At 59.5% G+C, this 14747-nt stretch carries 10 protein-coding genes; 7 read left to right on the plus strand and 3 right to left on the minus strand.

The window, feature by feature from the left end:
• Nucleotides 1-245 precede the first annotated feature (245 nt).
• Nucleotides 246-2123 carry an ABC transporter ATP-binding protein gene (locus tag AC3WJR_RS19290; protein ID WP_492727143.1) on the plus strand — a complete coding sequence of 626 codons (1878 nt, stop codon included), beginning with the start codon at nucleotides 246-248 and terminating at the stop codon, nucleotides 2121-2123.
• 149 nt (nucleotides 2124-2272) lie between these two features.
• Here the strand turns inward: AC3WJR_RS19290 and AC3WJR_RS19295 are convergent, their stop codons facing one another.
• Nucleotides 2273-3304 (minus strand): amidohydrolase family protein, encoded by a 1032-nt coding sequence (locus AC3WJR_RS19295; protein WP_492727145.1) that lies wholly within the window; start codon nucleotides 3302-3304, stop codon nucleotides 2273-2275.
• 344 nt (nucleotides 3305-3648) lie between these two features.
• Here AC3WJR_RS19295 and AC3WJR_RS19300 point away from each other — a divergent pair, with 344 nt between their 5' ends.
• The 3 genes from AC3WJR_RS19300 (at nucleotide 3649) to AC3WJR_RS19310 (ending at nucleotide 8045) form a co-directional block, all read left to right on the plus strand.
• Nucleotides 3649-5514, plus strand: coding sequence for a S8 family serine peptidase (locus AC3WJR_RS19300; protein ID WP_492727147.1), 1866 nt, complete (start codon nucleotides 3649-3651; stop codon nucleotides 5512-5514).
• Nucleotides 5515-6106: 592 nt separating this feature from the next.
• Nucleotides 6107-6754 carry an NF038120 family PEP-CTERM protein gene (locus AC3WJR_RS19305; RefSeq protein WP_492727149.1) on the plus strand — a complete coding sequence of 216 codons (648 nt, stop codon included), beginning with the start codon at nucleotides 6107-6109 and terminating at the stop codon, nucleotides 6752-6754.
• A gap of 787 nt (nucleotides 6755-7541) precedes the next feature.
• A complete protein-coding gene (locus AC3WJR_RS19310; RefSeq protein WP_492727151.1) occupies nucleotides 7542-8045 on the plus strand; it encodes a ferritin-like domain-containing protein in 504 nt (167 codons plus the stop codon).
• 207 nt (nucleotides 8046-8252) lie between these two features.
• Here the strand turns inward: AC3WJR_RS19310 and AC3WJR_RS19315 are convergent, their stop codons facing one another.
• Nucleotides 8253-9332 carry a sodium:calcium antiporter gene (locus AC3WJR_RS19315; RefSeq protein WP_492727153.1) on the minus strand — a complete coding sequence of 360 codons (1080 nt, stop codon included), beginning with the start codon at nucleotides 9330-9332 and terminating at the stop codon, nucleotides 8253-8255.
• A gap of 366 nt (nucleotides 9333-9698) precedes the next feature.
• On the opposite strand from AC3WJR_RS19315, the gene AC3WJR_RS19320 reads away from it, so the two are divergent.
• Together AC3WJR_RS19320 and AC3WJR_RS19325 are read left to right on the plus strand one after the other, a co-directional pair.
• Nucleotides 9699-10412, plus strand: coding sequence for a bacteriorhodopsin (locus AC3WJR_RS19320; protein WP_492727155.1), 714 nt, complete (start codon nucleotides 9699-9701; stop codon nucleotides 10410-10412).
• Complete coding sequence (locus tag AC3WJR_RS19325) at nucleotides 10409-11251, plus strand: Brp/Blh family beta-carotene 15,15'-dioxygenase (RefSeq protein WP_492727157.1); 843 nt, start codon at nucleotides 10409-10411, stop codon at nucleotides 11249-11251. The genes AC3WJR_RS19320 and AC3WJR_RS19325 overlap by 4 nt, the downstream gene beginning before the upstream one ends.
• Nucleotides 11252-12266: 1015 nt before the next feature.
• On the opposite strand, the gene AC3WJR_RS19330 is transcribed toward AC3WJR_RS19325, so the two are convergent.
• Complete coding sequence (locus AC3WJR_RS19330; protein ID WP_492727159.1) at nucleotides 12267-13505, minus strand: site-specific integrase; 1239 nt, start codon at nucleotides 13503-13505, stop codon at nucleotides 12267-12269.
• 674 nt (nucleotides 13506-14179) lie between these two features.
• On the opposite strand from AC3WJR_RS19330, the gene AC3WJR_RS19335 reads away from it, so the two are divergent.
• Nucleotides 14180-14686, plus strand: a complete 507-nt coding sequence (locus tag AC3WJR_RS19335) for a hypothetical protein (protein WP_492727161.1) — start codon at nucleotides 14180-14182, stop codon at nucleotides 14684-14686.
• The last annotated feature ends 61 nt before the right edge of the window (nucleotides 14687-14747 follow it).

The following is a 14747-nucleotide window of genomic DNA, read 5'->3' on the forward strand; positions in this document are numbered from 1 at the left end:
CTCGGCAGCGTTGGTGGCTAAGACCCATAGTCGGCCATTTGCGAACCCCTGCCCGTTTCCGGCCTTCGATCTGGCCAACAGGTTTGACCGCAGCCCAACCCGACATCCCGGCTAGCAACTATGAGAGGGAAACAGCGAGTACCGCTGATACCACCGACTGTGTATCGAGAGTCATGCAGCTGACCTCATCACCTCCAGCAGTCAGGTCCAAAGCAGGTGGCAGTCTGCCAATTTGGAGTAGCTGAATGGCAGACGGCGTCAGACAGGGCCGCGGCGGTATACCCGTCCGTCCGACCACTTGGCGTGAGCGGCTAGGCGCACTGCGTAATCTACCACCCTTCCTTGCCATGGTCTGGGGCAGCAGCCGGCTGCTTACTGCCACAACGGTCGCCGTGCGGCTGGTGCGAGCGCTTTTGCCTGTCGCGACGTTGTTCGTAGGCAAGCTCATCATCGACGAGGTCGTCCACCTTACCCATTTAACGGCACGTCCGGTTGGTCTCGCGGGATGGCTGGGCTCCGGGCTGCTCGGTCGGCTGGAGGCACTTCTGCTGGCTGAGTTCGCTTTAGCGGTCGCTTCCGACCTCCTCGGCCGGATCGTGTCGCTCGTCGACGGACTCCTATCCGACCGTGTCAGTAATGACGCGAGCGTACGATTGATGGAGCACGCTGCAACCCTGGATCTCGCCGACTTCGAAGACGCGGCCTTCCAGGATCGCATGGACCGCGCGCGCATGCAGGCCAGCGGCCGCATGTCGCTGATGGGGCAGTTATTCAGCCAGGCCCAGGACATCATCACGGTCGTAACCTTCGCCGCGGGTCTGGTCGTTTACGCCCCGTGGCTGATCGTGCTGCTTGCCGTCGCTCTGGTGCCCTCGTTCCTCGGCGAAGCGCACTTCAACGCGCTGAGCTACGCGCTCAGCTACATGCGTACGCCGCAGCGGCGCGAGCTCGATTACGTACGCCAGGTCGCCGCCAGTGCGGATACGGCCAAGGAGGTCAAGATCTTCGGCCTCAGCCCTTTTCTGATCGACCGCTATCGTACCATCTCACGCGACACTTACAGCGCAAGCCGACGGTTGGCGCAGCGCCGGGCGGTTTGGGGCTCGGGCTTCGCGGCTCTTGGCACGATCGCCTATTACGCCGCCTACGCCTACATTGCTTGGCGGGCAGTGACTGGGGCGATCACCATTGGCGACCTCACTTTCCTTGCGGCCTCGTTCCTGCGGCTCCGCGGGCTACTGGAAGGACTGCTCACGGGCTTTTCTTCGACCGCCGGCCAAGCATTGTACATCGACGACCTGTTCTCCTTCTTTCGGACCGAGCCCAGCATCCACTCACCAGACGTAGCACTGCCGTTCCCAAATCCCGTGCGGCAAGGCTTCGTTTTTGAGGATGTTGGCTTTCACTATCCAAGCGCCGAACGATGGGCGGTACGGCACCTGTCCTTCACGCTGGGACCGGGCGAGGTGGTTGCACTGGTCGGTGAGAACGGCGCAGGCAAGACCACGCTCGTGAAGCTGCTGGCCCGGCTGTACGATCCGGTAGAGGGCCGCGTTCTGCTAGATGGACGCGACTTGCGCGAATACGATCTTGACGGTGTGCGCGCCGCGATCGGCGTGATCTTTCAGGACTTTGTCCGCTACAATTTGCCTGCCGCCGACAACATCGCCGTCGGGCGCATCGAGGCGCGTAGAGATCGTGAGCGGATCGAGGCGGCAGCGTCCGCCGCGCTCGCCGACGATGTTGTTGCCAAACTGCCCGACGGTTACGATCAAATGATCGGAAAGCGGTTTCGGAACGGTGTCGACCTTTCCGGGGGCGAATGGCAGAAGATGGCGATCGCTCGCGCCTACATGCGCGATGCCCAAGTATTGATCCTCGACGAACCTACCGCAGCGCTGGACGCGCGCGCCGAGTACGAGGTGTTCCAGCGCTTTCAGGAACTGAGCGCGGGACGCTCTGCGGTACTGATCTCGCACCGCTTCTCCAGCGTTCGCATGGCAGACCGCATATTAGTGCTTAGCGACGGCAAGGTGGAGGCATCAGGTACCCATGACGATCTGCTTGCTGCAGGGGGCCGCTATGCCGAATTGTTCGAGCTTCAGGCTGCTGGCTATCGATGATCCACCGTTACCCAGTGTCGGACATTCGAGGCCAGTTTTTAGTTCCCCAACTCCGGTCATCCATTCATGTAGGCGGCAGGGCTGTGTAGATGTCATAGAGTTATGTCCTTCCGTCATTCTCTCCCCAAAAACGTTTTGACAACGAGACGCTAAGTGCCACCGCCAGTCAGGCGGTCCCAATTGCGATGCGCGAACCCTTCACGGGCGGCATCGTCAAGCGTGCAGCCCTCAAGGAAGCGGCGCGGTGCCCCGCCTTCCCGGTATTGATAGGGGAAGTCGGTTGAGAACAGCAGCCGCTCAGGCCCGACGATCTCAAGGCAGCGCTGCAGGTAGGTTTCGCTCCACATGCCGCTGCCGGTCACATACAAATTGCCGCGCGCATAGTCCGCGAGCGGACGACGCAGGTCGAGCGCCCGCTCGAAGACGGTCGAGATCCGCTCGAGATAGAACAGCACTACCTCCCCCCAATGACCGAGGATGATCTGCAGATCGGGCAGTTCGTCGAACACGCCAGCTGCAGCCATGCGGACCCATTGCAGTCCCGCCTCATAATGCCAGCCAAGGCCGAAGGCGGCGAGCGCGAGGTCGGCGCGCTCGTTGATCCCGGAATAATTGGCGTCGCGCACCGCAGGCGGCGGGGTCTGCGGATGGATGAAGAGCGGCACGCGCAGTTCCGCCGCTTTAGCCAGCATCGGGCGGAAGGAGGAATGGTCAAGGTGCCGGTCGCGCGTCCGACCGCACAGCAGCGCTCCCTTCAGGCCAAGGTCACGAACAGCACGCTCGAGTTCGCGCGGCGCGGCCTCAGGATCTGGCGTCGGCAGCGCCGCGAACCCTTGGAAGCGATCAGGATGACGGGCGCAGGTCTCGGCGATACGGTCATTTACGCGGCACGCCAATTCGACGGCGACGCCGGGAGCCAGATTATGGAGCCCGGGCGTGGTGAGTGACAGGACCTGCATGTCGACGCCTTGCTCGTCCATCAGCGTGAGGCGGCCCTCGCCGAGATCGGCAAGGCGGTCTCCATTGTCGCCGCCGTCCGCAAAGGCCGACACCGGATCATGCGGCAGCGGTGCGGCGCTCCATGCGTCGCGCACCTCCTGCGGAAGGATATGTTCTTCGATTGCGATCAGGCGCATGGATTTGCTCTCCGAACGGTGACGAAACGGGAACTGGCCGAACACGAGTTAGGTCCACTCGCGTTCAAGCCGTACCAGTTTCGGAGCGCAATCTGTAACGCTACCTGTCTTCTTCGCGCCTATCACGGCGGCTGGAATGACCCACAAGCAGACATTCACGCCCGCTTCCCGACTGGCCAACTTCAGCCATTCATTCATCTTCGCGGCATTACGGTGTTGTCAATCGGATCAGCAGTCTCGAATGTCGTGATATATCGGATAATGGCCCGGCCGTTTTGGACCGCCGCCAGACGATACCGGTCGTCCATTCATCTACGACGAGGTGGTAACTAGCCATCGACAGCGACTACAGCGAGGTTGCTATTTCGGTACGATCGTGAAAATCATCCATGATGCAGGACAATCTGATCGTTCTAATTCTTTCGCTGACGGCGACGACTTTTGCAATCGAACCCCCGCCGGTCATTGCGCAATCTGCTCCACGCCAAATAGTCAAAATCAAGGACAATCTTCCGCAATTTTCATATGCGATCAGCGGCACCGCCACAGATCTCGTCCGTGCCCCTGACGCGACCTTCGCCCCCTTTGCCGCCAAGGTTAAAGCCGATATTGACGCTGTGCTCGCCCGCTACGAAATCCGTGACATAGCGACTTTGCGGGAGCTCTACTCGACGCGGCTTTCGCTGCAGTTGTTGGAGGGAAAAAACGACGACGCACTCGCGACAATCGGCGTCCTGCGTGGATTGAGTGAAAAGCCCAGCGAAAAGCTGCTTACCGGGCTCTCCAGCATGGCAATCGCGCGGGCACGGCTTTCGACCGGGCAGATAACGGGGGTCGCTTACGCCAAAGCATTCGGCAGAAACCTGGCGAAAAGCCTTGAAACAATACCGTGGTCGGTCGTCGGCAACGGTGTCAAGCAACGGCGGGGTGACGCATTGATCGCGTCCGACGACAATATGCTTGGCCTGTTGCAGGCCTATATCGAACCCGGTGTCGCTAAGACCCACCAGCTCAGCAGGGAGGGCGCCGCATACGTCATCGGGGCACGGCTGTTCGTGCGGTACCAAAGCGCAACGGTCCCGCAGGAGCTGGCCGCCCTGACCGCCTATATCACCGCTCATGATGTCCCCAAGCGCGATATCTGGCCGGCACGCGAAGTAAATCTGACTGCGGCGGATGGCCTGAATCCCGTGCCCGTGGCGATCTGGGATGTCGGCGTCGACTTGTCGCAGTTTCCAACCCAGACCTTTGTCGACCCGACCCCCGGCACATCATCCGATCCGCACGGCATTGCCTATGATATCAATTTCAGGCCGACCCACGGCGACCTAAAGTCACTCACGCCCGCGCAGCAGCGCGGATATGCCGCCAGCCTGGAAGATGCCAAGGGCATGTCAGACCTGGAAGCGTCGATCGAAAGTCCGGAGGCCGACGGGTGGCGACGCAAGCTTGCCAGGCTCAGCCCCAGCGCCCGCGCCGCACTGATGGAGTCCACGTACTTTTACGGCAATTATACCCACGGCACCCACGTCGCCGGGATCGCGGCAAGCGGCAATCCCGCAATTCGGCTGGCTACGGCGCGGGCGACGTGGGACTGGCACAATATACCGATCGCATTCACCGACGCTGTCATCGCTCGACAAGTCGCCGCCTATCAGCATTATGTCGACTGGTTCCGTACCCGCCATATTCGCGTCGTGAATATGAGCTGGGGCGAAGCGCCCAGCGATTTTGAGAGTAATCTGGAGACCAACGGGATCGGCAAGGATACTGCCGATCGCAAGGCAATCGCGCGCCGATTGTTCGAGCGAGAACGTGACGGACTTCGCCGCGCGATGGCGAGCGCGCCTGATGTTCTGTTTATAACTGCGGCGGGCAATTCGAACGACGACAACGGCTTTACCGAGGACATACCTTCGTCGTTCGATATGCCCAATGTGCTAACGGTCGGCGCGGTCGATCAGGCGGGCGAGGAAGCGTCGTTCACGACGTTCGGCAAGCTCGTTCGCGTTCACGCCAGCGGCTATCAGGTGGAATCCGTCGTCCCCGGGGGTTTAAGGCTACGTTTTACGGGTACGTCGATGGCTGCACCCGCAGTCGTCAATCTTGCTGCGAAGATGTTAGCGCTCGATCCTGCGTTGACGCCCCCCGAAGTGGTCCGAATGATCATCGCGGGGGCCGACACTAGCGCCGACGGACGTCTGCATGTCATCAACCCCAAGGCAGCGATTGGGATGCTGCCGCAGCGCCGTTAGGTCCGATCGGTACTAGAATTGGCGACGATCTGCCGTTACGTGGTCATGAATGCGGGGCCGCCGTTAGATCCGTCAAACGCCCGGTTAAAGGTTGCCTTCTTAAGCGGTATCCAGGCACTTTGGCCTCGAATCGGCGTTATCCTTCAGGTACTTCCGGCAGTAGGCGCGGAGCTCTGTTGATTAGTGGACTGCAGCTATGGGCGTGTTGTCGCCCACGGCATGTCGCCGAATGGTCGCTTACTGTTGTGCGCTTATCGCGCCCGGCGCTGCCATCCGGTGGGATGGGTATCGGGCGGGAGAATGTGCCTGACACACCCCGGAATTGATAAGGTCCGGTCTCAAGAGCATTTTCCTCGTTACTGAAATCTCAAGGTGCGCCGGCGAAGCCTAACCGTCTTATATAATTAACTATTATATTGACAGCGTGAAGGATTATCGCAAGCCTGAGTCCTGCAGCTTAGCCGCATGGTTTACAGTCCGGGTAAGCGTCAGCTTAGGACAGCACAGTTAAACCAGCATGGCGCACAAGAACGCCGGCAGGAAGTCAGAGCTGCGACTCACTATGTCGTTCTAATATGCGAAGGGAATGCTGATGATTCGATCCGTGTCGCTGGCCGTTGCAGCCGCCCTTTCAAGCACGACTGCGCATGCTTCAACGATTGATTTTGAAGCGCAGTTCTTCGACAGCTTTGGGTATGAGAAGACCGCTTTCGTCGAAGATGGATTTCGTGTCGAAATTGTTCCTACAAGTATCTTCGGCATGTTTCTTATAAATGATCCTACCAAACAAGTGGGCTTATGTGGATACCAAGGGTGCGCCGCAAATGGAACAACATCTTATTACGGCTTAAATGAAACAAACATATCGTTTTCCAGAGCCAATGGTGGCCGGTTCTCGCTGAGCTCCTTAGACGCAGCCCAAACATTTATAGGCCTGGACCGGCCCCTGACTCTAACTCTCACGGGCACGAAAGCGGGAAGTGTAGTATCGAACACGATCCTCGTTGGCGCCGATGCGGCCGGAGCCTTCGCTACCTTCACTTTTAATGACTTCGTAGATCTTTCGTCATTAACCATCACTGGCAGCTCAGAGTTTCCAGAGTTTGCCTTGGACAACGTCGTCCTTAACGCAGGGGCGGTCCCTGAACCCGCAACCTGGGCGATGATGATCGGCGGCTTCGGCGTGGTAGGTGGCACAATACGCCGTCGCCGCGTCAGCCCGAGGGTTAGCTTCGCCTAAGAAGGTTCGCATACGAAGGATTGAAAGAAGCCGCCGGTCTGCAGGCCGGCGGCTTCTCTGTGTCGCGTGATCGAGTGCACCGGCGCAAGGCAATGCATAAGGGAGGCACTAGGGTCCCGTCCGGCAGATCACTGGAAGGCGCACGTACCCAACGGCGCTTCAGAATAAACCTAACGGCCCATAGCTGCGGAAACTTCCGCCTTAGATTGGGTGGACAGTCCAATCTTCCGTTCCCTTAAGCCTCCACGTCTGGCCGGGCGCCGAAGGTGATAGCCTGATCCTTTGAAGAGTCACAAGTGATCGTTTAACCACAAGATGTTCACGATGGTATAGGTTGATGCCGAAGGGGAGAGCTAAACGTATAGCCAACGAATTGGTCGGGTAACAACCCATCGGGTTTTGGCGGCGCTCCCCTGTTAGGCCAAGAGTTTTTGTCGAAAGACCCAAACCCCGCTATTCCCAGCGCTTATTCGCCTCTCCAACTTTCGACGTTCATTCAGCTTTCGATGTGGCGCGGTCTCGACCGCTGACCCACGCTTGCGTCCTGGTCGTTGCCGCGCGGATGCGGTGAGCACGTTGATCACCAAAGGTCTCAATCACAAGATATCCCAACAACCACGCGCTATTGGGCAGGATGGTATCGAGCGCCCGAGTGTTCACGCAGCAGCGGTTTTCGAGCGTGCCCTTGGGCATTGTTCGGTCAGCTCGGGAACGGTGCGCACAGTTGAGCGGTTTGCAGATGACCAGAGGGCAATCTTGTCCAAGGTACGAAAAAGGATCGCGCGCCATGGCTGCTCCGGAAGATCTCATGGAAATCTACACCGACGAGCTGAAGGATCTCTGGTCCGCCAATGATCAGATGAAGAAGGTGCTGAAGAAGATCACCACGAAAGCCAGCGACGCGGCGCTGAAAGAGATGCTGACCAACTCACAGGCCGGCATCGAAAAGCACACCGACGTGTTGAAGGAATTGATCGCCGCGAACGATGAGAAGGTCTCGAAAGAGCATTGCAAGGGCATGGAAGGCCTGGTGGCCGAAGCGACTAAACATGTGCTTGAAGAGGGACCTGACAAGGGTCCGTTGCTCGACGTCATTATCATCGCGCAATATCAGCGGATGACGCACTACGGCATTGCCGGCTTCGGCACCGCGGCGGCCTATGCAGAGGCGCTCGGCCTCAAGGCCGATACCAAAAAGCTCAAGGACGCCACCAAGGACATCTATGGCGGCGACGAATATATGACCAAGCTCGCGGAATCATCCGTCAACTTGCAGGCGGAAGACGCCTGATGCCACGCCCGCCGGCATCGGCCGGCGGGCGCCTTACCGATACAGCGCCCGACGCTTCGTGGGGTTGAGCGCGGGCAGAATCGACCCAAAATCGGTCAGTCATGCGCTCCTTCTCCGTTCCCAACATCGGACGCCTGTTCATGTTCAACACGGCCAGTTTCCAAGGCCGGCTTCCACCCGAGAAAGTCGCGTTTTGGAGTAAGCGGCTCAGCTGCCGTGACCGTTAGATATTGCGAACAGGCCACCCATGCCGAGGGCATAAAGGGTAAGCACTGCGAAGGAATCGATGCCCATGCGCCAAACTTGACGCTTAGGTCGGAAAATCAGGCCTGCGGCGTAAACGCAGGTCAGCAGCACTCCGAGGCCCGCAAGGTAGATGTCGCTTGCCTGAGCATCAGGCAGCACTGCCTTGCCTGAGACGACGACGGCTAGGAGGAAGAGCACTGGCAGAAAGGCGTTTCCACCGAAGATGTCGCTGATGGCCAGCTGATAGTCCTTCATGCGTACCGAGGTGATACCGGTCGAAAGCTCGGGCAGCGACGTGGCGGCCGCAAGCACCGTTGCCCCGAAGAGCACCCCGCTGAGGCCGATGTGATCGGCTATGGCATCGCCGCTTCGTTCCAGGAGTACGCCGGCTGCCAGGGTCGCAAGCGCCGCGGCGCCGAAGACCAATGCGACATGAACCGTACTCTCGCCGCGCTGTCCGGAAGCGTCATCCTTCTTTGCCTGCGAGTGGCCCTTGCGTTCTTTTTGCCCGTCGGGAGCCGTGCCGCTCGTATCGTGCCAAGGCAGCCCCTTGCTGGCTTTGCTGGAAAGCCACACGCCGATGATCCACAAGACGCCGATCAACACCGCCCCGGGAGTCAGGCGGGCCGCAATGAGCGTGCCCGGCAACTGCGTCGCCATGATCGACACGATCAAGACCACCACGACCAGCACCGCCTCCACGACCAGCGTGAGGCTGGCGGCGCGGTAGGTCAGAGAGACCTGCTCCTTCATGGCGATGTCCATCGCCACGAGCACGACCGTCTGGATGGCGATGCCGCCCAGGATATTGCCGATCGCCACCCCCAGATTGCCTGCCAGCGCCGCACTGACGGTGATCGCCACCTCGGGCAGGTTGGTGGCTATTGCGAGGACGATGATACCACCGAGCGCCTTGCCCAGGTGAAGGCGCGAGGACAGAATGTCCGTCGTATCAGCTAGCTTCACGCCCGCGACCCAAATTACACCCGCGCAGGCGGCAAAGATCGCGAGCAAAACCGGCAGGCCAAGTCCGTTGAACATGCGGAACTTTCAGTTTGTGGGTGAGCGATAGGCGGTCCATCTTAGCGATCCAGGCGACCGTGCGTTCCACAATCAACCAGGCTCCAGTGATACCAAAGCCGCGCAATCTAGCTCGCCGGGCCTGCTGCGGACAACGGCTGATCGATGCGATGATTATCAAGGCACCCGGTACCAGTAATTACCTACGCAGCGACACGCAGGGTAGTCCGCCGGTTTAAATCAATGACGAATTATCCGTTCGTCTCGTATCGACCGTGCTTCGTGACAAACCGATGAACTCCGCTCCGGCGTGGATACAAAACGATACAATCCATGTTATGCGATTTGGGTCGGCATCGGGTCGCCCCCTTGTGCTGGGGATCCCGCATGGATCAGACTGCCTTCCTACTTGGGTTCACAATCATGTCGCTGGGTTCGCTGGCGATCTATGCGACGGGGAAGAAAAGTCACCCGTCCGGCCACCATACGCTGCTGCATGCCAGCGTGCCGTTCATCGCAGCTACGGCATATCTGGCAATGGCTTTCGGCATCGGTACGCTGTTCAAGTTCGACGGCTCGGTGACCTATCTCGCAAGATACCTCGATTGGTCGGTGACAACGCCGATCCTGCTATCGAGCCTCGTTCTTCTGGCCTTCCATGAGCATGGCAGAACTGGCGAGGTGGGCGGTCACCTCACCGCCATCATCGTCCTTGACGTGCTGATGATAGCTACGGGACTGATGTCGTCGCTAACCGGCCCATCGTTCGCAAAATGGGTCTGGTATGCGTGGTCATGCGTCGCCTTTCTCGGCGTTCTGTACCTCTTGTGGGGGCCGCTACGCACGCTGGCGCAAAGCCGGGGCATGGCCTTGGGCACGGCATACAACAAGAACGTCGCCTTCCTGACGGTTATCTGGTTCCTCTATCCAATCGTCTTCCTGATCGGTCCCGAAGGGATGAAGATCATCACGGATCCGACATCAGTCTGGGCGATTCTGATCATGGATGTCGTCGCCAAGGTCGTTTACGCCTTCTATGCAGCAAGCAACCTGGACAAGGCGCTGGAGCAGCATAGCACCGAACGCGGTCATCAGTCATGATCGCCCGCGCTCCAGCCTGGGGCTGGAGCCTGCTTCTGGGGGCGGCAGCCGCCGCCTCCATTAGCGCGTTGACCGTACAATTAGCTTTTGCGGTTGTGGCGATAGGTCTCATCGGCATGGCACATGGCGCCAGCGACTTGGCAATAGTCGAGCCGCGGCAACGCCCTTTGTTCGTCGCCTTATACGTCTTTGTTGGTGCAGTTTGCCTCTGTTGGTGGGTCATTGATCCAGCGGTCGCACTTCCGGCTTTTCTTATCGCGTCGGCAGTTCATTTCGGCGTGGAAGATGCACCAGCGGATCGGCCGTTGGAGAGGGTGGCGAGAGGAACAAGCCTTGTCGCCACCCCCGCCACTTTTCATGCCACGAACCTGACCGATATTCTTCGTCTTGGCGGCACCTCGACAAACGTGATGTGCGCAATGGTGTCGGCAATGGCGCTGATCGGCGCGATAGCCGCAGCGTATTTGGTCGTACGGGCATGTCAGCGCAACGACCTGCGCCTCCTGATCGGGACGGTGGCCCTTGTCGTTCTGCCGCCACTCGTGGGGTTTTCGGTGGGCTTTCTTGTTCTGCATGCCGCACCCCAAACGTTCGAACGTCGTACGCAGATCGGTTGTGCAACGATGGGCGTCTACCTCCGAGCAACTGCTCCGATACTCGTCGCCGCTATACTGCTTGCTACCATAATAGGCGTTCTTTTGTTAAACTCTGACCCTTCCGGCGTCCGCCCCCTATTCGCGGGCATTGCGGCTCTCGCTGTACCACATCTAATAGTGACGCCATTATTCGGGCATATGCAGTGGCGCCCGTTTCAACGGGCTGTCCGCTCCGACGCTTAGAGTGACCGCCGGGTGGCTTCTTTCAACGAATGGCCCGTTGGCGTTACGACCCACAAGTGGACATTCATGGCCCTTTTACGCCTCCCACTTTCGGACATTCGTTCATCCGGTTGGACGGCAGTCTTTGGACGTCTAGAGCAGTCGCCCGTACCATCTAAACTGGTGGAATGCAGACAGTGAAAGGCCACCGGTCATTACACCAGCGGCCTTTTCAGATGCCCCAGCCGGGTTCGGGTTAAGCCGCGAAGGGGGACTTTAGTTGTAACTCTCTGAGGCCGGCGCATTACGCCGCCAACCGCACGTATGCCGAAGATCGTCGTCGCTCACGATGCCAGTTCAAGCATCGCGCCTACCGCAGCGCGGGCAATCAACGTCGCTAAACGATGTTATGTTTATCGCCCTGTGGGCAGCCGACACCCCCGTTTCAAGCTCACGATATCATCCCGCGTCGGCGATGGTATCGTATGCCGGGGCTTGGGCCATTTTTATCAGTCCGAAGGGTTGCCGGTTCTCAACTTTGCCAAATCGAGTTTATCGAGCAGAGCCAACATGTCGTTCGGTATATTTCGGTCGAGCTTTTGAAACAACGTGGATCGTCGTTGCCGTTGGGTCGGATCGGAGCCAAGAGTGCTTGAGCGCACAACAATCACCTGATCAAAAAATGCTCTGATGACCAGAGAGGGGGGACTGATCACCGGAGTGGAACTACTGTCTTCAAGTTAAACGTCGATATGCTTAACTGCGTTCCACGATCCAGGCCGAATAGCTTTACGATTGTTATAAAAAGCCGGCTTTGAAATGCCCGCACGACATTACCCCCGGCAGGTTGGCCTATGACCCAAAGTCGGCCATTCATGCAGGTCGTGGGGAGCCCGAAACCGGACGTTGGTTCAGGTCAATTTGCGCCGCTGTAAGGCGTAAAGCGGACGCCGCTGGCGGTGCTCCCCCGCCGAAAGCGGCCATTCCGCTCTCCACCCAATGTTATCGAAATGTAAACGGTCCAATTCTTGAAGGATCAAGCGATCTTTGCCATAAGGCGACCGGCGGCACCTTGCTCTGCCGCAAGATTGCGATTGTACGCAAGCGGCATCCGCGCTGATTTCCATCGCAAAGCGTCCATAATACCCGCCAGGTCCTCACCACTGGCAAACAGGTCCTGGTTAAGCCCAATCCGCGTCGAGTGGGAGCTGATGCCTTTGAGCAGTCGAGCGATATCCTCTTCAGTCAGGTCGGGCAGCGCACTGCGGTTAAACGCGCGCTGGATAATCGATCGAAAGATCTGTCCGATCGAGCCTGGATGCAACGCTACAATGCCAACGTCATACGCCACGCGCGCCTCCACCGCAGGTTTGGAAAGTGTCTTGCGCAGATCCCACGTCTCCCGCCCCGAGATGCTATGGATCGAGCGGCCACGCACCGCTGCGCGAGCCTTGTAACGACGAACTTGCACCCGTCGGAAAAGCGGCCCGGTCGTGATCTCGGCCGCCTCGGTCCAGGCAGCTATCGCCGCAACGGTCCGCGGGCTAAGATAGGCGGTGGCTCCCTCCCCATCCTGATCACCCTTGTGTCGCAGGATTTGCAGCAGCCGCGCTTCGGGGTCAATCGCTTCCTTAATATGGTCGATGGCGACTGCCACCAGCTCAGATGCGCGCAAACCTGTGTCATACGCAGTCGACAGGAGCGCGCGATCGCGTAGTTCAGGCAGATCATCCCCGCAGCTTTCGAGCAAGGCCCGGATATTGAGCCCGCGCGCCTTGTCGCGCTCGACGTCGCGTACTGGACCTTTGAACCGGAGCGGCCGCGCCTGTTTCTGGGCCGTCCCCTTCTTGCGACGTACAGCCTGTAGCCGCAGCTTGACCAGCGGGGCGGGCGTCGGATCCTTGAGATCAAGCAATTGATGGATTTTGGCGATCGACGCCTTGTAGCGGGACAACGAAGCCGGCCGGCTCCCCTTTCCTGCTCGGGCATCAAGATAGTCGGCCACAGTCTCGGCCGTCGCCGGTAGCGCGATCCGGTTAGTGTGCCGACACCAAGCATCAAACGCCGCAATGTCGGATTTGACCGCCCGGATGCTGTGGGGCGACGAGGCCGCCTGATAAGCGGCGATAAGCGCCTCGTTGACGGCGATGCGCTCGCCCGCACGCATCCGTACAACGATCCAGGAGAGGTCGTCCGGCGGTCTGATGGCCGGCACGCTTGCCTCAGATGCCGCAATAGCGGTCTCATGCCCTTCCGGCGCGGTTTCGGTGCTCATTGCGCGCCTTACTCCTCCGCAACGCATCTACCGCACCTTATGCAGGAAGGTCAATTACGCTTATGCAATAACTGCAATTATCATATATCCATACATCAGTAGCCTGCCCATGCTAGACTGAGGTGCCCCATTGGGGATATACTCGCTTTGTGACGCGCACTATTCCTGACCTTTCGAAGCCGGTTTGGACTTCCAAACTCGTGACTGCTCTTGAGCGCGCCGCGGCGGCCATAGGCAGGCTAGATGCCCGCGTTTGCGTCAGTCCAGTCGCTGCACCGTGGGCCATTCGGGCTTCTTGGACGGGGTATGCCACCGCGCTCAGGGGGCAGTCTGTCGAAATTGACGAAATCGACATTTTCGGTCGGGAATGTGCGATCAAACTCCCCGGTCGACCGCTGATCCCGACCCATACGGAAGATCCCGGGGCGTTGCACGAATGGCAAGCGCGGTTGCGGCAACGCGAGCCGCACTATTGGCGGGACATTGCCACTATGCCGACCGCCGTGGGCGAGGACTGGAACCGGCGCCCCGCACTGCTTCGGACTCTTGAGGTCACCGCGCATCATGCGCGAGCCGACGGTACCATCGCTCCGTGGCTGACGTTCCCCGTCCTGCTCCGCTCGATGGCCATCACTCGGGCAACGCTCCCGTGTCTCACAGTCGGGGATAAGGCGATGCGCCTCGCTCCGCGCGAGGGCGAGGCCATCATCGTACGCAACCTACGTGGTCTTGCCGATCGCGCCGACGAGGCTCTTGATCGACTCCAGGCGCTTGAGGATCACCGGCTGCGGACAGCCGAAGCGATCCGTGCCGCGCACCGGCCTGGGAGGCTTCTGGAACTCGCCGCTCTGGTTCAGTTCGCGCCGGTGGTGAGCCCGCGGCAAATTGCACAGCGTTTAAACATGACACTTTCGGGGGCCGGAAAGCTGCTTGCACGCGCCGCGGACCTCGAACTGCTCGCCGAGGTCAGCGGTCGAATGGCTTGGCGCGCCTATATGGCCCCGGATATCGCAATAGCGTTCGGGTACGTCACCCGACCGGTCGGACGACCTCGCGCCGCACCGCGACAGCTGACGGAGCTTGAACCAACCTTGACGGCTTTCGATCGCGAGATGGCGGCTCTAGATCTCGTCCTCGAGAAGTTCGGTGTGATCGGTCCTGCGGGAGAGCCAATCTCCTAGATTCAACCTCACCGCCCAGAAGGACGCGTCGCGCAAAGCTCAACGCATCGAGTCCTGGTAT

Source organism: Sphingomonas sp. FW306-05-A (genome assembly GCF_058782275.1).

Bases quoted from the DNA above. Each gene is read 5' to 3' on its own strand.
- AC3WJR_RS19290 (WP_492727143.1), top strand. From the start codon at position 246: ATGGCAGACGGCGTCAGACAGGGCCGCGGCGGTATACCCGTCCGTCCG.
- AC3WJR_RS19300 (WP_492727147.1), top strand. From the start codon at position 3,649: ATGATGCAGGACAATCTGATCGTTCTAATTCTTTCGCTGACGGCGACG.
- AC3WJR_RS19305 (WP_492727149.1), top strand. From the start codon at position 6,107: ATGATTCGATCCGTGTCGCTGGCCGTTGCAGCCGCCCTTTCAAGCACG.
- AC3WJR_RS19310 (WP_492727151.1), top strand. From the start codon at position 7,542: ATGGCTGCTCCGGAAGATCTCATGGAAATCTACACCGACGAGCTGAAG.
- AC3WJR_RS19315 (WP_492727153.1), bottom strand. From the start codon at position 9,332: ATGTTCAACGGACTTGGCCTGCCGGTTTTGCTCGCGATCTTTGCCGCC.
- AC3WJR_RS19320 (WP_492727155.1), top strand. From the start codon at position 9,699: ATGGATCAGACTGCCTTCCTACTTGGGTTCACAATCATGTCGCTGGGT.
- AC3WJR_RS19325 (WP_492727157.1), top strand. From the start codon at position 10,409: ATGATCGCCCGCGCTCCAGCCTGGGGCTGGAGCCTGCTTCTGGGGGCG.
- AC3WJR_RS19330 (WP_492727159.1), bottom strand. From the start codon at position 13,505: ATGAGCACCGAAACCGCGCCGGAAGGGCATGAGACCGCTATTGCGGCA.
- AC3WJR_RS19335 (WP_492727161.1), top strand. From the start codon at position 14,180: ATGCGCCTCGCTCCGCGCGAGGGCGAGGCCATCATCGTACGCAACCTA.